The 22,548-nt window shown below is 44.2% G+C and carries 17 protein-coding genes; 1 reads left to right on the plus strand and 16 read right to left on the minus strand.

The features are described from left to right. Positions 1–26 precede the first annotated feature (26 nt). From ftsA to B2089_RS00805, 13 genes are all read right to left on the minus strand, one after another. A complete protein-coding gene (gene ftsA, locus B2089_RS00745) occupies positions 27–1,280 on the minus strand; it encodes a cell division protein FtsA (RefSeq protein ID WP_296325923.1) in 1,254 nt (417 codons plus the stop codon). Next, the gene (locus B2089_RS00750) at positions 1,273–2,133 is read right to left on the minus strand and encodes a cell division protein FtsQ/DivIB (protein ID WP_296325926.1); all 861 of its coding nucleotides are present in this window, start codon (positions 2,131–2,133) and stop codon (positions 1,273–1,275) included. Before B2089_RS00750 ends, ftsA begins: the two co-directional genes overlap by 8 nt. Continuing rightward, a complete protein-coding gene (locus B2089_RS00755) occupies positions 2,126–3,292 on the minus strand; it encodes an FtsW/RodA/SpoVE family cell cycle protein (RefSeq protein WP_296325928.1) in 1,167 nt (388 codons plus the stop codon). Before B2089_RS00755 ends, B2089_RS00750 begins: the two co-directional genes overlap by 8 nt. Continuing rightward, the gene (locus B2089_RS00760; RefSeq protein ID WP_296325930.1) at positions 3,289–4,782 is read right to left on the minus strand and encodes a UDP-N-acetylmuramoyl-tripeptide--D-alanyl-D-alanine ligase; all 1,494 of its coding nucleotides are present in this window, start codon (positions 4,780–4,782) and stop codon (positions 3,289–3,291) included. The genes B2089_RS00755 and B2089_RS00760 overlap by 4 nt, the downstream gene beginning before the upstream one ends. Positions 4,783–4,976: 194 nt before the next feature. After that, positions 4,977–5,264, minus strand: a complete 288-nt coding sequence (locus B2089_RS00765; protein ID WP_296325933.1) for a cell division protein FtsL — start codon at positions 5,262–5,264, stop codon at positions 4,977–4,979. Between the two features lie 3 nt (positions 5,265–5,267). Next, the gene (gene rsmH, locus B2089_RS00770; protein ID WP_296325971.1) at positions 5,268–6,260 is read right to left on the minus strand and encodes a 16S rRNA (cytosine(1402)-N(4))-methyltransferase RsmH; all 993 of its coding nucleotides are present in this window, start codon (positions 6,258–6,260) and stop codon (positions 5,268–5,270) included. 25 nt (positions 6,261–6,285) lie between these two features. Beyond that, positions 6,286–6,741 carry a division/cell wall cluster transcriptional repressor MraZ gene (mraZ, locus tag B2089_RS00775; protein WP_296325934.1) on the minus strand — a complete coding sequence of 152 codons (456 nt, stop codon included), beginning with the start codon at positions 6,739–6,741 and terminating at the stop codon, positions 6,286–6,288. Positions 6,742–6,908: 167 nt separating this feature from the next. Next, positions 6,909–7,805, minus strand: coding sequence for a hypothetical protein (locus tag B2089_RS00780; RefSeq protein ID WP_296325936.1), 897 nt, complete (start codon positions 7,803–7,805; stop codon positions 6,909–6,911). 65 nt (positions 7,806–7,870) lie between these two features. Continuing rightward, positions 7,871–8,173 carry an HMA2 domain-containing protein gene (locus B2089_RS00785; protein ID WP_296325937.1) on the minus strand — a complete coding sequence of 101 codons (303 nt, stop codon included), beginning with the start codon at positions 8,171–8,173 and terminating at the stop codon, positions 7,871–7,873. Beyond that, entirely contained in the window at positions 8,170–10,275 is a 2,106-nt protein-coding gene (locus tag B2089_RS00790; RefSeq protein WP_296325939.1) for a heavy metal translocating P-type ATPase, read from the minus strand. Before B2089_RS00790 ends, B2089_RS00785 begins: the two co-directional genes overlap by 4 nt. A gap of 5 nt (positions 10,276–10,280) precedes the next feature. Next, positions 10,281–10,514 carry a hypothetical protein gene (locus B2089_RS00795; protein WP_296325940.1) on the minus strand — a complete coding sequence of 78 codons (234 nt, stop codon included), beginning with the start codon at positions 10,512–10,514 and terminating at the stop codon, positions 10,281–10,283. A 134-nt stretch (positions 10,515–10,648) separates the two neighbouring features. Next, entirely contained in the window at positions 10,649–12,319 is a 1,671-nt protein-coding gene (locus B2089_RS00800) for a GGDEF domain-containing phosphodiesterase (protein ID WP_296325941.1), read from the minus strand. A 91-nt stretch (positions 12,320–12,410) separates the two neighbouring features. Further along, positions 12,411–13,199, minus strand: a complete 789-nt coding sequence (locus B2089_RS00805) for a ZIP family metal transporter (protein WP_296325943.1) — start codon at positions 13,197–13,199, stop codon at positions 12,411–12,413. Between the two features lie 101 nt (positions 13,200–13,300). Between B2089_RS00805 and B2089_RS00810 the strand changes: the two genes are divergently transcribed. Next, entirely contained in the window at positions 13,301–14,050 is a 750-nt protein-coding gene (locus tag B2089_RS00810; protein WP_296325945.1) for a hypothetical protein, read from the plus strand. A gap of 68 nt (positions 14,051–14,118) precedes the next feature. Here B2089_RS00810 and B2089_RS00815 read toward each other — a convergent pair whose 3' ends face one another. Genes B2089_RS00815 through B2089_RS00825 form a run of 3 tightly spaced genes read right to left on the minus strand, consistent with a single transcriptional unit; the run spans position 14,119 to position 22,495 of the window. After that, entirely contained in the window at positions 14,119–14,430 is a 312-nt protein-coding gene (locus tag B2089_RS00815; protein ID WP_296325947.1) for a hypothetical protein, read from the minus strand. A gap of 53 nt (positions 14,431–14,483) precedes the next feature. Then, entirely contained in the window at positions 14,484–19,277 is a 4,794-nt protein-coding gene (locus tag B2089_RS00820; protein WP_296325949.1) for a SpoIIE family protein phosphatase, read from the minus strand. 11 nt (positions 19,278–19,288) lie between these two features. Then, positions 19,289–22,495 carry a hypothetical protein gene (locus B2089_RS00825; RefSeq protein WP_296325952.1) on the minus strand — a complete coding sequence of 1,069 codons (3,207 nt, stop codon included), beginning with the start codon at positions 22,493–22,495 and terminating at the stop codon, positions 19,289–19,291. Between the last annotated feature and the right edge of the window lie 53 nt (positions 22,496–22,548).

The raw sequence follows: 22,548 nt of genomic DNA on the forward strand, positions 1-22,548 counted from the left end.
TTTTACTTTTAGAAAAAGCCTTATCCTTAGAAGAACTTTTTCAAAAACTTCTGGAATCCGCTTTCCCCTTCACGCTTAACGTTAGCTACCTCACGCTTTTTGGAATGCTTTTTTTCCTGCTGGGCATGCTCCTTATGAGCAAGAATCAAGCCGACCGCTGTAGCATATTCCGGCACCCGATATTTGTCTTCCATGCCACCCATAGACTGAGGATAGCCAAGACGCACAGAAGAAGTGCCGAATACGCTCTGTGCCATTTCCACAGCACCGTTAATCTGCGCACCGCCGCCAGTAAGGATAATGCTTCCCGAAAGCTGCATTGAAGAAAGCCTGCGGGCGATTTCATCCCTTACCATTGTAAAGATTTCTTCCATTCTTGGGTAGATAATCTGACATAATTCTACTTTAGTGGTGAGTTCCGTACTTCGGCTTCCAAAGCCTGGAATCAAGACTTCCTCGTTTTCATTCTCGACCAATGGGAGCCAGCAGCAGCCACTTTCCACCTTGATTTTTTCAGCCGTGGCGTTGGGAATTCCCTTTACTATTGCAATATCGTTGGTAACAAGGTTTCCGCCGATTGGAATTGAGCAAGTACAAATAGGAGCGTCATTCAGGACTACGATTACATCAGTTGTGCCGCCACCGATATCAATTAAGATTGAACCGAGTTTCTTTTCGTCCTCAATCATGACAGCTTCGGTACAGGCCAGTGTTTTGAGCATGACTTCATCAAGCTGATAATTTGCCTGATCCACGCAGGTGGTTATGTTCTGAACCGCCGTTCTGCTCGCCGTGATAATATGAACATCAGCTTCAAGACGGATTGCAATGTTATTCACCGGATTTTTGAATCCGTCCGTTCCATCGATTATATACTGCTGGGGAATTACATGGAGCAATTTGCGGTCAAGAGGAACTTTAATTGAATTCGCGCAATCGATTACCCGCTTCACATCGTCTTCGGTGATGGCCCGCTCGCTCTTTCCGTAAGAAGAAATGGCAACGGCTCCCTTTGAGTTAATGCTCTCAATCTGAACGCCGCCGATTCCAGTGACACAAGACTGTACTTCAAGGCCTGTATTCTGCTCAACTTCGTCAATTACCTCATGAATGCATTTTTTTGTCGCCTCAATATTGACAATCGTGCCGTTACGGAGACAACCCGCCGAAGGCTTTTTTGCCACATCAACGATTTCGACCGTTTTGTCTTCATTTACGACGCCGATTACTGCACGAACGAAACAAGTTCCAATGTCAAGACCAACAACTATATTACTCACCGAATTCTCCTGTTTGCCCGCGTGAAGCCGATTTTGTGCGATAGGTGACAGAACCATAACGCAAGTCGATTTCCTCGACATCTGGCTCAAGAGCGTTCACTACATCAAGTGCGACCATCATATACTGCAAGTCTTCTTCTTTTAATTGCCGTCCCGTCAAGATTCTGGTTTTCGAATGAATCGGATACAAGACCAACTCATAGTTTCCGTATTCTTTTGGAATGACATGAATTTCAGAAACAGCCGCAAAGTAATTTTGCGAAAGTGAACGGATTGTGTCAATCTGCTCCATCAAGGCACGATACTTTTGTGGAATTCTCATCCCCTCTGGTATATTTTCGACAGGAATTCCAGAAATTAAAGGAAGAGATGTATCAGAATTGGCAGAATTTGTCGTTCCGTAGAAAAGAACTCCGTTTTTATCGATTTCAACTGGAATAGTGCGGCCGCCGTTTGATACAAAAGTCATTGCCACAGGTTTTCGCTCGCTGACATGAATGTAAACCTTGTTGGGAAAGCGTTTTGAAATCTGGACGCTCTCAACACCGGGAACTGACATAACGAGTGATTTTGCCTCATTCGTGCTGAAATTCATAAATTTCTTGCCCATGCAAGAAGAAATCACGCCGTTCATGCTTTCTTTTGAATATGAAGAAAGTCCGCTCCAGGAAATTTCCACGGTATCAAGGCAGGGAACGACAAAAAAGTAAACGCAAAGCTCGCAGATAAGCAAAATTCCAAAAATCGCGGCAAAAATCTTCACCGCGTTCATCTTCGAACTTGAAACAGTTTTTCTTTTTCGGCTCCCATGAACTTCAAAATTCTCAAAGCCCTGAATCACAAAATCACTCATACAAAACTTCCTCCATTTCAATATCGTCATTCGGCCCGATTTCATTACGGGATGCATTCACCAAAAATCCGCAAGTCGCTAATGTGAATAAAATGGATGAGCCACCCGAAGAGAAAAAGGGAAGCGGAATTCCCGTCGTAGGAATCACGCCGCCGACAACTGCAATGTTCATAACCGATTGAGCCACAAGGGAAACAGTAAATCCGAAGGCAGCAATCGAAGCGAAGCGGCTCTTTGTGGTAAGAGAACAATGAAGGCCTCGCCATGCAAGCAAAACAAGAAGTGCGAAATAAATAAGCACACCAAAATAACCCATGGACTCAGCCCAGCCTGCAAATATGTAATCCGACTGGATTTCCGGGATTGAGTTGATTCGGGAAAGATTTGAGCCAAGTCCCTGCCCCCAGAATCCGCCGGCAGAAATCGCACGCCGAGCCGCATAAGTCTGATAATTCAGAGTCTGCAAGTAACTGTCCTGATCCAAAAAGCCGATGATTCGGTTCAAACGGTAAGGCTCCAAAAAAACGAAAAGAGCCGAAAGTGGAACGACAATCGACATGACAGGCACGAGCCAAAAAATCTTGGAACCTGACGCAATAAAAAGAAGGATTGCAAGGGCAGCTACAAAAACCGATGTGGAAAGATCAGACTGCATTGCAATCGAGCCGATTAAAACAAAGCTCACCAGAACAGCAGGAAAAACCGTTTTATCGAAGGAATCAACGATTTTGGACTGTTTCTCAAAATAATTGGCAAGGTAAAGGACGATGACAAATTTTACCATTTCAGAAGGCTGGAAAGTCGTAAAGCCAAGGCGAATCCACCTTCGCGCACCGTTTCGCTCAATTCCGATTCCGGGAACAAAGGTTAAAATAGAAAGAACAAGGGTTATCACTACCATAAGTGGAAGGAAGCGCTTTATCGTATCCATGTTAAATGTGGCAAAAATGATGAAAAGCATGAATCCCAAGAAGGAACTAATCATCTGTCTTTTTACGAAATAAAGAGAGTCGTTAAAGGCTCTCATTCCATAGTTTCCAGAGCAGACATAAAGGGTAAACATACCGATTCCCCAGAGAAGAATCGTAAGGAGAATCAAGGAAATGTCACACTTTTTGTATTTTTCCAAAGGACGGTCGGCAACGATACTGAAATTCACGATTGAACTCCTTCAGCCATGCCGATTTTTGGCAGGATTCTCTCCAAGCCCATGCCACGGGAGCCTTTCAAAAGGATAAGGTCTCCGCTTTCAGCAAAGTCAAGGATTTCTTTTGACGCGTCTTCTATCGCTGACTCGTCTTTGTTTCCAATGTAAATGAGGCGCACAGAGGAGATTTTTTCGTCCGCAAGAGAAGATTTTTTCTGGGCAATTTCAATTGCCTTTTCAAAAGCGTAGTTCATCTCAAATCCGAAGAAAATAATCATATCTGCGTCAGAGAAAAGGGCTTTTTCGCCGATTTTTGAATGCGCCGCTTCTGACTCTTCTCCAAGCTCCAGCATATCGCCGAGAACATAAATCTTTTTGCCTTCGATTTTGGTGTCAGCGCAAAGGTCGAGGGCTTTTTCCATTGAGTCAGGGTTTGCGTTGTAGCAGTCTTCAAGGACTGTGTATTTTCCCTTTTTAAGGGTTGAGCGGCCACCAAGAGGCTTGAGGCTTTCGATTCCAGCCTTGATTTGCTCAGCCGTGCAGCCCAGTTCTTTTGCAAGGGCGATTGCCCCCAAAGCGTTGAGGAAATTGTATTTTCCGGGCAAAGAAAGACGCATGAGAAGACCGTCCACGGTGAAGACTGTTCCTGCCAAGCCCTCGTCCACCACGACTTTTACGCCTGGGTCTGCATCAAGGCCGTATTTTACGACTTTCCCTTTAACGCCTTTTTCGAGGAAGGAAGCGAAGTCATCTTCTTTGGGGATAAAAGCCGCCCCGAATGAATCTATGTAATTGAAAATCTTTTTCTTTTCGCTGGCAATGTTCTGACGGCTTCCCAAAATGCCGATGTGGGCAGTGCCGATGTTGGTGATAATGGCATAGTTAGGCTTGAAAACCTCAGCGATTTCACCGATTTCATTCACACGATTCATCCCCATCTCAAAGAGGCCCAGTTCATGCTCAGGCCGGATATTGAAAACCGAGAGGGGAAGTCCTGTCTCAGAATTGAAATTTCCTTTTGTAGCGATTACAGAAAATTTCTGGCGGAGAATTGAGGCCGTAATCTCTTTCGTCGTGGTTTTGCCGCTTGAACCAGTCACAGCGCAGCGAATCAGACGGGGAAACTTACGGACATAGGCGGCCGCCGCCATCTGCAGGGCGCGCATCGTGTTCTCCACCAGAATAAAGGCTACTTTTTTGTTATGGGCGGCCTCGTTTTTGAAGCCGTCAAGGAGATTTTTAGATGTTTTTTTAGAAATAAAAACGACAGACGCGCCATTTTCAAGCGCCTTGGGAACATAGGAATGACCATCCTGAAATTCACCGATAAGGGGGACAAAGAGAGAATTTTCCCGCACCAATCGGCTGTCGGTTACAACGCTCGTGAAGCAAAAGTCCTCAGAATCAAAATCCTGATTCAAAAGAACTCCTCCCACTGCTTCAAGAGTTTCCGACAATTTCAAGAGACTTTCTATATTTTCAGCACTTACAGCGTCTGCCATTTTCGTTCACCTTTTTTTTATCCACAGATTCTCACAGATTTACACAGATTCATATATTTATAATCTGCGTCTATCAGCGTGCATCCGCGTCAAATTTTACTTAATCTCTACCCGCACAATATCTTCCGACTTGGCTTTGTGCATTCATGGAACGCTTCGCGTTCCTAACGAGTTTTGTTCCAAAACTCGCCGAATCACTTGATTTCCACTCGAACTATATCTTCCGATTTAGCCTTATGCATCCCAAGTTCTTCTTCAGCAATTTTTTCAATCCGGTCGGAGCTGGAAAGGAGGCTGATGTCTGAAATCAGCTTGCGATTCTGCTCCACGATTTCAACCTGCTTGGCCTCAAGTTTCGCCAGCTCATTTTTGAGCTTTGCGTAACGGTGAGCCTGAAAAGCGTCCAGAGCAAGCAAAAGGGGAATCAAAACCACCGAAGCATAAGCGACAAAGCGCAATTTCGTATCATGCCTGATTTTCATCGTTTACATTGCCTCCATTTCGATCGCAAGCCTGTGCTGTTCAGTAGCATCCCGCAATTTCCGCACCACTCGGAGCTTGGCGCTTCGGCTGGGGGAATTGAACTTCACCTCTTCCGCGCTTGGCTCCACTGGCTTACGGGTAAGAATCTGGGCGCAGGGAGAGCCGCCGCAAGTACACTGGGCCTGCTGCGGCGGGCAAATGCACTGCTTCCCAAGATTACGGAAGTAATTCTTTACGATCCGGTCTTCCAGGGAATGGAAAGTGATTACCCCCAGCTTTCCCCCGACTTCAAGCACATTGAATGCGTCATGAAGGGCCTGGGGAAGCCGCCTGAGTTCGGAATTCACCGCAATCCGAAGGGCCTGAAAAGTCCTCGTCGCCGGGTGAATGGCTCCGTGCTTATAGTTTGAAGGCACCGCATTAAAAATGATGTCCGCAAGCTGTTTTGACGATTCGATTCTGCCGCCTTGCCGCGCCTCGACTATTGCACGGGCGATTCTCCGGCTCATCTTCTCGTCACTGTATAGATATATCATGTTGGCGAGCTCTTCTTCCCGCCAGCTGTTTACGATGTCAGACGCACTCTCTCCCTCTTCAGAATTCAAGCGCATATCCAGCGGCTCGTCATAACGGAATGAAAATCCCCGGCCGCTTTTTTCATAGTGATAGACACTGATTCCCAAATCAAAAAGGATGAGATTTGGCTTTTCTTTATCTGCGGGATAATTCGCGTAAAAATCATTGAACCAGCCGTTGAAAAAATCCATGCGGTCGCCGAAAACAGAAAGCCGTTCCCGCGCGCGAGCCTGAATCGTTTTGTCACGGTCGAGTCCAAGAATGTGAAGGTTTGGAAATTTAGACAAAAATGCGTTTGAGTGGCCGCCCTCGCCGAGAGTTGAGTCAATCATAAAGGCATTTTTTTCGAAAGTTTCACCGACAGGGCTTAAATAAGACAAGCACTCTTCAAGCAAAACCGGAGTGTGAACGATTTCCACCTTTTTACATCCCACATTTTTTTATTTAGAAACTGATGTTGCTGAGGGCTTCGGCGGCTTCTTTTAGAGAATCCTCGTTCTCAGAAAGGTACTTGCCGTAGGCTTCAGCGTCCCACAGTTCCATATATTTGTTGATTCCAAGAATCACACAATCTTTTGAAAGATGAGCATACTCTCGTAAGCTCTGCGGGATAGAAAGGCGTCCGGCTTTATCAAGCTCAATTTCCTGAGCAGGAGCGATAAAGTGTCGGAGAACAAGAGAATTCCGTGCATTGAAGGGAGAAGCTGTCTCCATAATCTTTGACGAAATGTTTTTCCATTCTTCGGGAGTATAAAGCCATAAACAGTGGTCGAAGGATTGTGTAACGATGAGGACGTTTTTGTCTGTATCTGCAAACAATTCGTTTCGCAATCTCGTCGGAAAAAGGATTCTGCCCTTTTCGTCCAGCGTGTTGCGGTACTCACCGGTTAACAACTCCATACCACTATTTACCACTTTACCCCACAATTTCCCACTTGATTATCATTTTATCCCTCAAATTTACTAAAGTCAACCGAAAAAACGCCGATAATGCGAGATTTTTGAAAAAATTTTTAAAGCAAAAAAAAGCCGCCCAAAAAGGACAGCTTAAAAAAGAAAACTAAAAATCAGTAAGGGGAAAAATAAGTTCTGACTCCTAGGGAAACGCCGTGAACATCATCAAGATTCGGAAATTTCTCGCGCTTTGAAAAATCAAGCGTTTTCCATGCGGCAAAAATTTCAAACCGCTTCAGCATGACTCCCAGATGTAAATCCGACTCAAAAACGCGGAATCCGTGAGAGTAAAGTTGCCAGCCGAATTTGTATTCAAGGATGAGCGGCTTGATTGGATAGGAGCGGAAAAAGCCGCCCAAATTGCAGCCCCAGCCCATAAAATTTCCGCACTTAGACTCAGAAAGCCCGTTGCCGTACAAAGCAGAAGCCTGCGCAACAAAACTCGCGCTCAGAATATTGGACTGCAGAACCGAAATCTGCCCACCCAATTTTATGTTATCGCGAAAACCTTTGCTGTCAAAGTCCTGACTTCCCTTGTTAAAATCGTAAAGCGCAAGATTTTCGAGAAAAGGTCCAATATACGAAAAGAAAAAGCCTTCAAACTGAGTTTCGTTCCCAATTCCGAAATCATTCAGATACACCAATGAAGTGCCGAGCGAAAAGCGGGAATAATTGCAATCAAACTGAGAAGCCGGGAACTGAGGGCGCAAGGCCTCTAAAGTACCACGGACAATGTAATCGTTATATTTAGGATCGCTGTACGGATAATCAGTAAAACCAGCAGTGTTAGCCCACATATATACGATACCTGAACCAACAACACAACCAACACCAGCGGCAGCTACCAGAAAAAAAGCATATCCCCAAGGATCTCCAAGCTTTCCGTCTTCTTGTATGGCAAAATCAGTATGCAACGAAGATTTTTGGAAAACATCCCCCGGAAATGTAAGCGAAAACGCGTTCACCCGAAGCGAAAACAGAATGCAAACAAAAAGCAGAATCTTTTTCATATACTTATTCGTAAAAATGAATTTACAACAAAAAAGTATATCAGACCTCAAAAACAAATTAAAGACTAAAAGATTCCTTCCAGTTTATCAAGCATTCCGCTGATTTTCGCTCGTGAAGATTCTGTTCCGTCAAAATTCTGCGCTTCGCTTGCGAGCCTGGCAAAAAAATCCTGCATGGAAGTAAGTTTTTCCAGCGGAACTTTTGAAGGGCTGTACTCAATGAGCACGCTGCCGGTCAGAAGATTATTCTCGATTTTTTTGACCGCGTCCGATTTTTGGAGGATTGATTTCGCCTTTTCGACCAAATCCGATTCCTTGAAAACAGGAGCGCGCAGGCGAATGCGGCCGGGGAAAAAGCTCGTTATCACGACCGGCCTCCTCCCGCAAGAAGACCTTGCATTGCCTTTACGCTGATTCCCACAGTCGTTGAATTATGCAAAATTGCGGCCAGCTGGGGCGTAATCAGACCGAAAACGCCGAGAAGCAAAAGCGCGGAATTCACTTCGATAATGAAACGGTTGTTGTCGTTGATTTTACGAACCAGTTCCTGCCCGATAAGGCGGGTCATGTAAACGCTGTGCAAGCCGCCCTCGCTCAAAACGATGTCCGCAGTGTCGCTGGCAATTGAAGAGCTTCCCTCGATTGCGATTCCCACATCGGCGGCGCTTAAAGCAGGCGCGTCATTTATCCCGTCACCCAGCATAATCACTTTGTTTCCAAGAGCCTTTTCTTTTTCAATCAGAGAAACCTTGTCTTCGGGGAGTGCCTGTGAATAATAGCCGTCAAGATCCGCACTAGAGGCGATTTTTTTCGCCGCGCCCTCGGTGTCGCCCGTAATCATCACGCAGCGGCGGATTCCAGACTCTTTGAGACGCAAGATAACTTCTTTAGCCTCTGGCCGCACCGGGTCTCCGATTGCAAGGACACCGGCAAGTTTACCGTCATAGGAAAGATAAAGGAGAGATTGCCCTGTTTTGAGAGAAGTTTCCTGAATTCCGCTGACTTCCTTTTCAAAGGGGATTTTTTCATCTTCAAAGATAAAGTGGGCACTTCCGATTCTGACCTTCTTTCCTTTAATCATAGAGGCAATTCCGTGAGCCACGATATATTCGACTTTAGTGTGGGTCTCTGGATGGAAGAGATTTTTTTCTTCGGCGTGAGCGACCACAGCCCTGCCCAAAGGATGGGGAAAATGCTCTTCAAGGCAGGCCGCCGTCTGCAAAACGAAATCCTCGTCAAAGCCCTTCATAGGATAGATTTTTTCGACGACAGGATTTGCGTAAGTGAGGGTGCCGGTCTTGTCAAAAATCACAGTCCCGGCCTCGGCGCACTCTTCAAGATACTTTCCGCCCTTCACGCTGATTCCAAGACTTGCCGCCTCCTTCATGGCAGAAAGAACTGCAATCGGCGCGGCAAGCTTCATGGCGCAGGAATAATCCACCATGAGGGTGGACATCGTTTTCGTGACATTGCGGGTAAAAATCCATGTCAGGCCGGCAAGGGCAAAATTAAGAGGAACGATTTTTTCAGCAAGAAGCTCAGAGCGCCGCTGGACATTTGCCTTTAAGTTCTGGGAATTGTCTATCATCTGAATGATATTCTGAACTTTTGTGTCCCGACCAGTGGTACGGGTACGGATTACAAGCTCACCCTCGCTTAAAATCGTGCCTGCAAAGACTCCGCTTCCAGCCTGCTTTTCCACAGGCAGAGATTCGCCGGTTATGCTGGCCTGATTGACCATTCCCTCGCCCTTCTCTACCGTGCCGTCGCAGGGAATCATGCTTCCCTCGCGCACAATGACCAAATCATCTTTTTTAAGGGCATCAGCAGGAATCGTTTTTTCTTCGCTTCCTTCAAGGATATGCACAGGCTCATTCGAAATCAAAAGTTTTTGCGCCAGGTTTCCGTAAGAAGCGCGCTTGGTAACATCCTCAATATCCTCACCCATTTGAAGGAGCATTGAGATAGAGCTTGCCGTATTCGTGTTGCCTGTAAGGGCGGCCACAGAAAGAGCCGTCGCGTCCAGCATTTGCGTGCTGAAGATTTTCCCCTCTGAAATGCAGATTTCAAGAGCCTCCAAAACCCTGGGCAGAATATTCTTTAAAAGAAGGAGCCGTCGAAGCGGGAGAGGAAGCATTTTTTTGAAAAAATAATCAATGAGCGTGGAAATAAAAATGCTCATGATGCTCTCTGTAATCGGAATTTGGGAGACAGCTTCAAGAAGTTTTTCGTCTTCAAGATATTTTGCCCCAAGAGCTTTAAAGAGATTTTCGATTTCTTTTTGGGAAATTACGGAAATATCAAAAAGAATGAGATAAGAGCCGATGTTCGTGTTGACGGAAATATCGGTGATTCCTTCCTGAACAGCAATCAGGCTCTGGGCGAGAAGTGCCTGCCGGGGAGAGATTTCCCGCAAATCATAATGAAGGCGAATCCGGCCTGGCAGGGAATGATGAATCGTGACAGTCACGGCTTTTATGCCTTTGCTTCTGTCTTTTTCTGATTGTTGTATTTTGCCTCGGCAACGATGTCCTGAGCGTCTTCTTTTACGCTCTCGGCGAATGCTGCGGCCTCGTCCTTAAGCTGCAAGCCCTTTCCTACCACGGCGGCACAGGCTTTTTTGAAAGCAGGATTTTTAATCAAAGAGACTGCCGCAACTCCAGCAACGACACCAACACCAAAAGCAACCCATTTGTTAGAAATAATCATATTAGACCTCGATATTTATTGTTATATAAAACTAAATAAAAATTTATATAGCTATTTATTGTTGCTATACAACAACATCTTAACACAAAGAAAACTAATGTGCAATTAAGAAACATCGTGAAATAAAAGATTATTTACGAATTTGTGCGGCAAAGATTTTCCGCATCTTCATAAGACTGAGGCCTTCCCCAAACAAAGCCCTGTATAAAATCGCATTTATGTTCTTTAAGAAGGGCAATCTGATTTTCATTTTCAACACCTTCTGAAATAACCTCGCAATTCATGATATGCCCCATGTAGATAACAGAGTCAACCATATCGCGCATTGTCTGGTTCGTTTCGATGTCATCGATGAGGCTCTTGTCAATTTTAAGAAGATTTATCGGAAGTTTCATAAGCTGGGCAATAGAAGTGTAGCCCGTACCGAAGTCGTCAAGGGCGACCTGAACACCCAAATCTTTGAGGGCAAGAATATTTGCAACAGTTTTTTCTGACTCGGCGAATGAATACTCCGTGATTTCGATTTCAAGATTTTTGGCAGGGAATCCACTTTCTTTAATCATTCGCCCTACCTTTTCGGCAAATCCCTCGCTGGCTATGTTCTTTGCGGACACATTTACAGAAATAATGCACTCGTTATTAGTAGAGTCAACAAGAATTTTACCTTCTGTGAGAGCACGGCGAATTACATAATCATCAATTCGCATAATGAGATTAGTTTTTTCGGCGGCAGGAATAAAGGCAACTGGGCTCACAATGCTTCCGTCCGGCTTTTTACAACGAATAAGGACTTCAAAGCCACGGAGTTTTTTCTCATTCGTAGTAAATTGAGGCTGATAAACAAGATAAAAATAATTCTTTTCAAGGCTTTCCTGAATTAAGAGTTCGGCTTCTTTTTGCTTAGCCTCAGCATTCTCAAGGGAGTCATCAAACTCACAGATTTTTAAATCGAGCTTGTTGCGGGCGGTAAGCATAGCTGTTTCTGTATCTTTAAGTATCGAAGAAGCATTCATCTTTTTGGTAAAAGGAGGATGAATATAATTGATGCCAGCCGCAAAAGAAAGGGCGCAAAAATTCTCAAGTTTTTGCCCGCCCTCACTTTCAGAAGGAATATTAACCGTCTCCGGCTTTATGATTTCACGAACGCGCTCCTCTATGATTTTTTTGTCAGATTCTTCAAATATAAGGACAAATTTCGCACCTGTTATCTTGAACATTCGGACATTTTTTTTGCACAGTCGTTTTAATTTAAGGGCAGTATGCCTGAGAATAAAATCACCGGCAAGGATTCCGAACATTGTCGTTGTTTCCTTAAAACCTTCGACTTCAAGACAAACAAGGGTAAAAGCTTTTGTCTCCGAAAGACGAATCGTTGCATCTCGAACGAAAGACCTGCGGTTCTCTAAGCCTGTAATGAAATCAGTGTAGCTTCCGATGACGGCTTTTTTGTAAAAAGTATGAATGATGTAAACAATAATAAGCGATACAAGAGAATTTATGATTCCGGGGAGAGAAGCCAGGGAATGCCTGGTAAAAACAGGAACAAAGGAATTTCCAATATTAAGCAGGATAAGCGGCAAAGCAAAGAATATACCGATTTTATAGTCAATAAAGACCATGAGGATACAGGACAATTCCCGGATTCCAGAGAAAACTCCTTGCAAAGCAAAAGCAGGAATGTAAAAAGAGCCAATGGAAATAACTTGCCGAGCGGAAGCTGAAAAAGAGCGCAAAATTTTTTCACAGGCAATATTCACAAACACACAAAGAAGTAATAGTCCGATTTTCCGAAGTGTATATTTCATCTTTGCTCCCGCATCTAAATATCTCCATAATATAGTATAACAGATTATAATAGCATTTCAGCAAATTTTCCAAAAATTATTGAAAAAACAATCAGCCCAAAGCTACATCAAGCACCATCATAAGGGCAAAGCCCACTGCAAAACCAATAGTGCAGACATCAGTTTTTTCATCTCTGGTCGCTTCAGGAAGCAATTCCTCAACGACGACATAAATCATTGCTCCGGAAGCAAATGCGAGCAGATAAGGTAAAAATGGCAGTACAAGGGATGTCAGCAGAATCGTGATGACAGCAGCAAGAGGCTCAACTGCGCCAGAAAGAGTTCCGTACACAAAAGACCGCAACTTGCCGTTTCCCTCAGTGCGTAAGGGCATGGAGATAATGGCTCCCTCTGGAAAATTCTGAATTGCAATACCAAGAGAAAGCGCAAGGGCTCCAGCCTGAGAGATTTCCACACCTCCGTTCAAGAGGCTGGCGAAAACAACGCCCACAGCCATTCCCTCAGGAATATTGTGAAGGGTAACAGCAAAAACGAGCATCACGGTGCGACTGATTTTGTTTACAGAAGACTTCGGACCTTCTGGATTCTGAGCCATGGCATGCAAGTGAGGCGTAATCCTGTCGAGAAAAAACAAAAAGGCCACGCCCAAAGCAAACCCCGCAAGGGCAGGAAAAAAGGCCAGCCGGCCAAGAGAATCTGACATCTCCATCGCGGGAATCAAAAGCGACCATACACTCGCCGCAACCATAACGCCAGCCGCAAAACCGAGAAGCGCACGCTGGACAGTATCATTCATCTCTTTTTTCATAAAAAACACGCAGGCAGAGCCAAGCGTTGTTCCGAGGAAAGGAATCAAAAGTCCCCAAAAAGTCGTATTCATAATAAAAAGTTTAACACAAAAATTTGATTACTGGCAGTAAAAACTTAAAAAATAGAATTCAAAATGCCAGAATTTTATGCTAATCTTGAGCGCATAAAAAAATGATTAACACCTACAATGAATCGAATTTACACGCGACTCTCAAAAAAATCTACGCTCTTGAATCCAATGGCAGGATGGAAGTTCAGCTGGATGACACGCCCTGGATCTGCGACATTCTTGACGAAGACGGAAACGCAATCGAAATCCAGACTTCAAACCTCTCGGCACTCACCGAAAAAGTCCAGTATATTCTTGAGACAGGAAGAAAAGTCAAAATCGTACACCCAGTCGCCGAAAGCAAGTGGATTGAGCTTTACGGCAGGGACGGTTCTCTCATTTACAAAAAGAAAAGCCCCAAAAAAGCGACAATATTCGATTCTCTCAGGGGAATGACTCAAATCTGCCCCCTCTTCCTGCACAAAAACTGTACTCTGGAAGTGCTTTACTGCCAAATCACGGAAATGCGGCGGCAGACCGAAAATCCCGCCCAGACCCAGAATTTGGCCCGCCGTCACTTAAAGAACTGGCTGCCTCTGGGAAAAAGACTTGAAAAAATCACGAAAAAAGAAATTTACAGCAAGAAAGATGATTGGTCAAAACTGATTCCAGAAACCTTGCGCAAAAATGAAGACGGCTCTTTTCCTTTCTTCCGCAAAGTTGATTTTGAGAGGGAAATAAAAAAGACCTGGGGCTCGAAAAACGCGCGCTGGTCAGGTCTTTTGATTTGGATTTTAGTAAAAATGGAAATCCTGGAAATCACCGAAACAAAAGGCAGAAGCAAGATTTACGAGTTGAAAGTTGAAAGTTGAAAATTCGGGACGAGCGAGCGAAGCAAGCAATGTCCCGTGCCTAACTTTCAGTTTTCAGTTTTCAGTTTTCATCTTTCCGTTTTTAGTTTTTCTTCCCTTTCTTTGATTTCTTCCTGGGATTTTTTGATGCTTTCTACCAGCTTTACTACATTCTCATCGCCAGCCAAAAGAGAGTCAGCCTTATCTTCAATAAAAGCCTTGTATGCCAAATCGCCGAGAGCAGCCTTGTCTTTTTTAATCTGAGACTTGAACTGCTGGATTTCAATCTTAAGAATGCTCTCGTCACCGAATTTTGAAGCTGCCTTGCTCGCCTTTCCCAAAGCCTGCTTCGTAGCCTCAACTCCCTTATCAAAATATCCTTTCAAATCATCCTTTGTCATAAAAAGCTCCTAAAATTAATCATTGTGAATTATGAATTGCTAATTATTATATCTCACATTCTCTTAATTGCAAGCAAAGTAAGGTCGTCTGCCTGAACATCCTCGCTTACGCCGGTGTAGTAAACATAGTTGGTCTCGTCTTCGTCCACCTTGTTCACGCAATAATAATCGTAGCGGTTGAAGTATTTGGCAAGGAAAGCGTCGATTTTTCGGTCAATCTTGATTCCGTCACCAGAAACCTGAATGACAGTCTTTTTCTTTCCGTCCAAGTCCATCTCTGTTTTCTCAACCTTTCCGCTGGAACCAGGCTTTTTGTACATTCGGAAGACTTTTTCAACTGCCGTAAGAGCGATAATCGCCTCTTCAATCGTGCCCTCGCATTTACTAAAGTCGAATTCAAGTCTTTCGTCGGCAAGAGGAGCATGGTAGCGTTTGAGAACATATTTTTTCTTGTTGAGGACAGCCTCGATAATGTCCTGAACCCGTTTTGGCTCCATCTGCTCAGACTGCTCGCCTTTTTTGTGGGTGTCGTGGACTTGTCCCTCTTTCAAGCCCGGCTCATCGCAGGCAATCACCTCGTAGTCAGCATTTCTGAAGAATCTCGTGGACTCTTCGATGCCGTCAGTGTAGAGGAAAAGCACATCGTCTTTCTTGAGCTTGATTTTTTCGACCTTGTAGCCGCCCTTCATCTCCACCATAAAGCTGGGAAGAGGACCTGCCGCCGGGGCTTCATGGAGAGTGATGACTTTGATTTTCTTTTCGGCGGAGTCAAAAATTCGCAGGATATTGTCGCCCGCATTGCAGGTGTAGACATCGCCGGTTTTCGTGTCAAAAAGACAAATCATCATGGCAGCGAATTTGCCCCGTAATCCCAAAGATTCGATAAAATCATTGATATCAGCGGCAAGAAGGTTGAGCTTGACTCCGTTCTTTTCGAATTTCCAGTCAGCAAAATAACGGCGGAAAATCGTCGCAACAATTGTCATGATTAGGGCGGCAGGAACTCCGTGACCGGAAGCGTCGCACTTGATGAAGGCATACCAGCGGTCGTCAAGTTTTTTGTAATCGAAGTAGTCGCCGGAAACCGCATCCGTGCCCTCGTAATAGCCGTAGAGCTGGATTTCTTTTTCGTTCAAGGCGGCTACCGTCTCCTTTTCGTTGCCTTCACTTACAAGGGGAATAAAGGCTTTCTGAACGGCCTGTCCGTCAAGGTTCATGATATTCATTTCGGCAGCCTCAGCGCGAGCCTTTGCTTCCTCCGCCTGAGCACGAGCCGCTCGTTCCCGGTCTTTTGCCGCCCGCTCATAAGCAAGTTTTGCCCGCTTCTCATCCTTGGCACCTTTTACAAGACCTTTGGTCATGTCGTTTACCGAGTCGCCCAGAGTACGGAGCTCATCATGTGAGGTGATTTTAATCTCAACACCCTCAAGCAGAAGTTTATCCTCTGTATCAGTGATTTTTTTGACATGAGAGACAATGCGCCGAATCGGAGAGACAATGAGCGAAGAAAGCAGGAAGGCTGAAAAAAGTCCGAAGAGTGCCGCCACAACGCCAGCAACAAAAGCGATAGACATTACAAGACGATGAGACGAGTCAATCTGAGAAATCAAGGTATCGGTCGAGACTTCCATCAAAATCATAGCCTGAAGGAAATTCTCATTATCGCTACCCTTCTGATACAAAACGGGCCAGTAAAAATAATATTCCGTCACATTACGGTCAAGTTTTTCATCGGACATTTCCGGGTAAGAATTATAGCTCGCGGCTGAAAATTCGTTTAATTTCCTGAAAATAAGATTTGCGTTGTTTCCAGTTGTATTTGAAAGTCCTGAAACGACATCTCTGGCACCCCTGTTCAAATTCTGACATAAATCCGCATAGAAATTATCATTGCTCTCAAAACGCACCGTTCCGGCATCAAAAGACACCGAGTTAATTTTTCTGACAATATCTTCGTCGTTTGTTGCCCAAACATAATCCATGGGTCGGCTTCCGTCACTAAGTTTTTTTCCGTCAATCTCATAACTCAAAATAGTAGCGTAGTGAGACTCGGCAAAATTATCTGTCTGATTGACAATCGCTCCAATTTCCACAAGCTTGTCGCGGCCATCGTCAAGATAGCTCTGGGTTCCGCTGGACATGTTTCCCATAACGACTTTTACGCGGTCCTTCAGGCCGGCAATCAAGATTTTCTCCTGAGTCTTCGACATCTGCTCGCCAATGGCAAGCGCAACGCCCGCAACGATAAAAAGAAGCAAGCCTGTAATCATAAAACCAAATTTCAGGCGCAGGGAGAAGCGAACGCGCAGGCTCGACTCAAGTTTTTCCATCTGTTCTTTTGCCATATAATCTCCTGTCAAAATTAACTCAACATCTTTTCGTATTTTTATCGCATCGCCCACAGTCACAAACAGACCGCGGGAGCAGACAAGAATTTCCAGCAGAAGGAGAAGCATCGAAGACCAGAAAAGGAGCCTGTCTGTATCTATGTGATATTTTTTTGTCCCTTCCGGGAGTATACGCCATAAGGGCTCGAAATTATATTGCTTCTCGTATTTTATCGTGCCATTTTCTTTGATAATGAGATTCTTCTTCCATGTAGAAAGACCCCGCTGCGAATGTCGGATTTGCAGGGTGTAGGTTCCAGCATTCATTCCTTCGATTTTTATTCCTGAAATAAGTTCCTGCTCACCCTTGTCCTTTGAAATCTTAAAATCCTCTCCGTTTTTAAGAATCATTTTTTCGCCGTTTTCCTGCTTAGTAAGAATGACTTCAGAAATATTTCCATCATAAGAAAATTCCTCGCCCTTTACGGAAAGAGAGACATTTCCAAATTCATCAGTGCTGGCGATGACATCTTTTATTTGAGTGGCAGCCTTGTACTTATTGAGGAAAAGCAGGCATGTTTCCACATCACCAGCATTTCCTACGCTGTCAATAGCCCGAACGGAAAACACATACAGACCATTATCGCGGTTTTTGAATGAAGACTGGGGCTTATCGGAATCAATCTTTACCGACGGGATTTTTGCCTTGGAAAGATTAGCAGCGTTTTTTTCAACAATGCCAGAAAGAATCACCTCGCTTTCTTCAGGGGCATAGGGAAGAGCTTTTGTCTTTGATACGGCAAGATTTTTTTCAAGGGGAGCAATTTTTGTAAGAGTCCATGAATACCCCGCAATCTCATCCTCCTCTGTCTCGCCATTTTTCCATGATAAAGCTACATCGTTGGACGAAGCAAATCCCCATTCATCCTTGTCAAAAGAAATATCCCTGACTTTTTGCGGAGGCGTCTGGTCAAAGTAATACTCAAGTGTAGCAGGCTCAGACCAGTTTCCTGCTTTATCCAGAACAGAGGCCTTAAAATAAACGATACAATCTCCGCTCACACCTTCAGGTATCCGTGCAGAAATCACCGGATCAGACAAGGCGTGATAATTATCCGCGAACATACTTTTCTCTGGCTCTTCATTTTTATCCAGAGTCCAGATTGCAGAAAATCCTGCGATTCCAGAGGCATCGTTTCCCGGTATAACGCGGACTGAAGGATTTTTTATATTTCCGTGCCTGCCGATTTTAAAGTTGCGGGCGCTGAATGTTGGCGGAAGAGCCCGGTAATCTTCTGGCAAAAGGACAATTTGCTCAGCGTTTCCAGATTTTTTTTGCCATGAGAGGGAAAGCGATGCTTTGTCACCAGGGAGAATCACCGCGCAGGGGAAAGATGCAGCCGACTGATTTCCCTGAATTCTCTGTATAGAGTCAATCTCCGTCCACTGAACGCCAAGATTTTCAGAAAGCCGCACCGTGCTCAAGCCGTTTCTGTCATCAAACCAAAGCGCGAAGAATTTTCCGTTAAAAAGAAAAAGCGACGGACGGCGGGCATTTCCAAAAGCATTCAGTTCCTCCACATCATTTTTATAGAGGATTTTCCCATCGATTCCAAGAGAAGAAACAATGACAGTGGCAGTTCCGCTTGTCTTTGCAGTTCTCTCCCAAATCATTTTTGTTTCGTTTCCATCCGACAGGACAAAAGGCCGGAAATTCTTGAAATCAAGGTAAGATTTTGAACTGTCGGCAAGGGAAGAATCATCGGTTACAACAAATGGCTCAGACCATGAGCTTTTTCCGTGGACACGGGAAGCCGCATAAATCAGTGAAGTAGTAGAATTCCTGCCGCTCCAGCCTTCAAAAAAAACAAAATCACGGTCAGCGATTCTCGCAAAAAAAGGAGAAAAGGCATTTGCAATGTTTTGAGCCGGACGAAAAACGCTTAATTCAGACCAGTGAATGCCGTCTTCAGACTCGGAATACAAAAGTGAAAAAGAAGATTCGGTCGGGCTTTGCTTTCCCTCACCTAATGAAATAAAAAGAATAAACCCCTTGCCAGAAGAAAAAATTCTTGAAGAGGCAATCTGTTTTTGCTGGGGCGGAAAAGCAAACTGTGAGAAAGAGGCTGCATGATTATCAGACAAGTAGACTTTTACAAGGCTGCTTGAGGAAGAAGAATCAAGGACAGAGACAGCGATGCGCTCATCTTCAGAAATAGCAGTGGAATACATGTCAGGAACATCGTCCCCTGAATAACGGAATGAGTCTTCAAGGGAAAGAATATCAGACCAGTCGCGTCCGGCCTCTTTTTGTCGCCATGAAATTCTAATTTCTTTTTTTGCTTTATCGACTGACTCAAAAAAAACATAGGCATTGCTACTATCCGCAAATGAAACTGGGAAATAAGAATTTTTTTCTGAAATCTCCTGAACAGAATCCCAGAAAAAATTCTCTTTCGGCTGCGCAAAAAAATGAGAAACAAGAAGTGAGAATACGAAAACGATGAATATTTTTTTCAATTCTTTCTCCGCTACAAACGCTTCAGCAATCGGTTATACAAGTCAATAACCTTACGGCTTCTCTTAGCCGCATTTCCAGTCAAAAGCTTGTCCATCAACTGTTTTGCCTCGTCAAACCTTCGCAAGTTAAACAAACGCGCAGCCTCAGCATACATTTTTTCGTCACTCTGTGAAAGGATTGCCGTCGCCGTCGCACCGATTTTGAGCTGAATGTCAAGTTTGAGTTCTTTGGCAGCTTTATTGGTTCCGTCAATTGAAATCGCCTCGTTCACGAGTCGCAATGCCTGATTCAACTTACTCTCATCGTTTCCAGCCGCCTTAAATGCCCTTCTAGCCTCGGCGATTTTTGAATCAGCTGATTTCCTGACATCTTTCTGAACCGTTTTTTTTGGGAAAAGCCCCAGTGAATCCTTAAGATTATAGATTTCCTGAGCCAATCCTGGATATTTCGGATTGATTTCATACAAATCCTCAAGGTCGGCAAGCTGCTCATTTTTATTTGAGTTCATCTTCGCCGCATTGTACTGATTCTCAAACTGACGGGGAAAGCCTTCCGGGTCAAGTTCGCGCTGTATTTTCAGGGCAATCAGCCGGGCTTCCTTGTTAAGAGGATAAACATTCTGCACGTTCCGGATATTCGTGAGGGCGGCATTAAAGGCTTCGCTTGCTTTTTGGGCATCTCCATTTTTCTTTAATTCACTTCCACGGTCAAAATTCTGCTTTGCCATATCAAGGCTGTATGAAAGTTCCGGATAATGGGGATCAGACTGCAGGAGCACGCGGCCAAAACTAACGCTCTTTACGGTCTTAACGATGTTAAGCAAATCTTCGATTTCAGAATCAGGCTCAGTGCTAACCTTAGCCCACTTAGTCTGAGCGGAAACAAGCGTATTTTCCGCGGCGTCAAAATTACTTGAATAATAATATGTCGTGGCCTTGTCTTTAAGAGCGAAGACCTCTCTGAGTACTTTTTCATATTCCGCCTGCTGAATGCGTACAGCAAGGTCGTTGAGAGTGACTTCTCTCATAGAGCGGATTTTTTCAGAATATTCGATATCAAGGGCCTGGGCAAATTTTTCAGAAGCACTGTCAACGGCGGCATTTGCATTGTCAAAGTTTTCTTTTTTGAAAGCGGCTATGGCAGCATCATACTGCTCGTAAGCATCCGCAAGAGCAGCCTCATATTTTCTGATTTCGATCTCCGCTTTTGCGATAACATCATTATTTCGGGCGACAAGGGAATCAAAATCCTTAATAACCTTATCAAGGGCAAGCGTTCCAGAATCAAAGTCTTTTTCTAGCAAGCGGTATTCCTCACCCCCAGAAAGATAACTTCTCTGAGATTGGAGCTCCTGTTTTTTGACAGCAATATCAGCATTGATTTTTTCTGCGTCAGCCTTAGCCTCTACCGGATATTTTTTTATAAAATCAGAATCGAATTCATCAGCTGAGGCAGAGCTTTTTTCTCCTGTAAGAAGCAGATCTGTCGATGAGCAGCGTTTTTCAAATTCATTATAAGAATTTTGAGCATAAACGGCATAAGCATGGGCGACATAAGCCCACAGAATTCTTGCGCCTTCTGAAGCCTCATTCAGATTCTGATTATTCACTGAAGTGAAATAATCTATCTGCTTTCGGAAATCAAGCGGGTCATCGGAAATTTGAACGCCAGCCGTATTTCTCCTGTTGAATTCCGCAAGACTGATTTTTCCGCCACTCATTTCGATAAGTTCTTCAATCTCCCGCTGTCTCTGCGCTTTTTTGTCAAAATAAGCCTTTTCTTTTTCAAGCTCGTCATCTATGAGGGAGAGATATTTTTTTGAGTCAGCCTTGATTTTTTCATAACGATTCAATTTTGCAAGGTTAGACTCAAAGACTGCTGACCTCAAATCATTTTTGTCGATTTCCTCTTTCTGAGCTTTTTCACCAGCAAGGCGGACAACGCTGTCATAAGCAAGGGCAAGATCAGAGATGTATTCAGAAACAAAAGAAATCGATGAGCTGTGGGCAGAATGTTTTTCGAGGACCGTCGAGCCATCTATGCTCTTTTCAAGGGCATAAAGATTATGCAATGCCACGGAGAATTGGGCGAAATCTTTCGCTGAGGCAACATTCTTCTGCTCTGGTTCGATTTTTTTTGCGAGAGAATAAATTTTGTTTTCTGGAAGCCGCTTTATCAGAGAATTAAGCGTATCAAACACAAGGGTATGAGTCTTCGACTTCATGGATTCCACCCGGCGGTTAAAATAGGCATCGAAAGCACCGATGATTCCAGTGTCAGGATTCGACTCATCGCCAAGAATAAATTTCTGCTGAAAAGTAATGTATGAAGTTCCCATAAGGAGGGGATTCCGTTCGTTTGCCAGTTTATCAGCCTTTTCCAAAATCTGCGACTGAGCAAGGATTTTATTTCGCAAATCTGCATATTTTCCAAAAGCGTCATTTACTTTCTGAAGCGCATTCCTTACGGCTTCCGTATTGTTTTTTTGAGAGAGCGCGTGCATGTATTCTTCATAGGCTTTCTCACAGTCATCGATGCGGCTCTGGAGTCCTCCAGTTACAATTCCGCCTGACACGAGACTTTTTACAGAATTGATTGCAGACTTTACAGGGGAAGTAATATCGTTCTCATAGACGACGAGTTTTCCTTCCGCTCCATTTTCAATGTCCTCAGTGTCAAAGACAAGGTCAGAGAATTCATTTTTTATTGCGAAGCCTTCTTCGAATTTTATGGCAGCCGCCTCATAGGATTCTTTTCGAACCAAGGCGACCCCCTCACGCATAATTCGGTTGTACTGTAGCAAAACTTCGCCCAAAGTGACAGTTCGACGGGCAAGGTTTGTAAATTCAACGGTTATCTCTGACGGGTCACTCTCAAAGCCCTCAAGTTCAGTGATTTTTGTCAGTTTTTCTGCCTTTGTTTCATCTCCGTTTTTGATGATATCCACGAGAGATTCAGCCCCTTTATTATATTCTTCCCGGATTTTCATGATTCTGGAAATTCTCTTTTGCGCCCGGTCAAAATCATTGGGATAAGCGGAAAGATACCTTGTAAGCTCTAGAAGAGCCTCATTATATGAAGTATCGTCAATCAGCTGATCAATTTCTTTTAAAGACAAAACGCGTTCCTGAGCAGGCTCTTCCTGAGAAAAGAGCCGCCCTTTGCAACAGAGAGAAAGAGAAAGAAAGATAATGAGCACGATCTGCTTTCTACGCATTTTTTTTGAAAATAATATCTTTAAATTCTCGGTTATAATTGTAAGCCGATAGA

Source organism: Treponema sp. UBA3813, from assembly GCA_002368605.1.
In the GTDB taxonomy this organism is placed as follows: domain Bacteria; phylum Spirochaetota; class Spirochaetia; order Treponematales; family Treponemataceae; genus Treponema_D.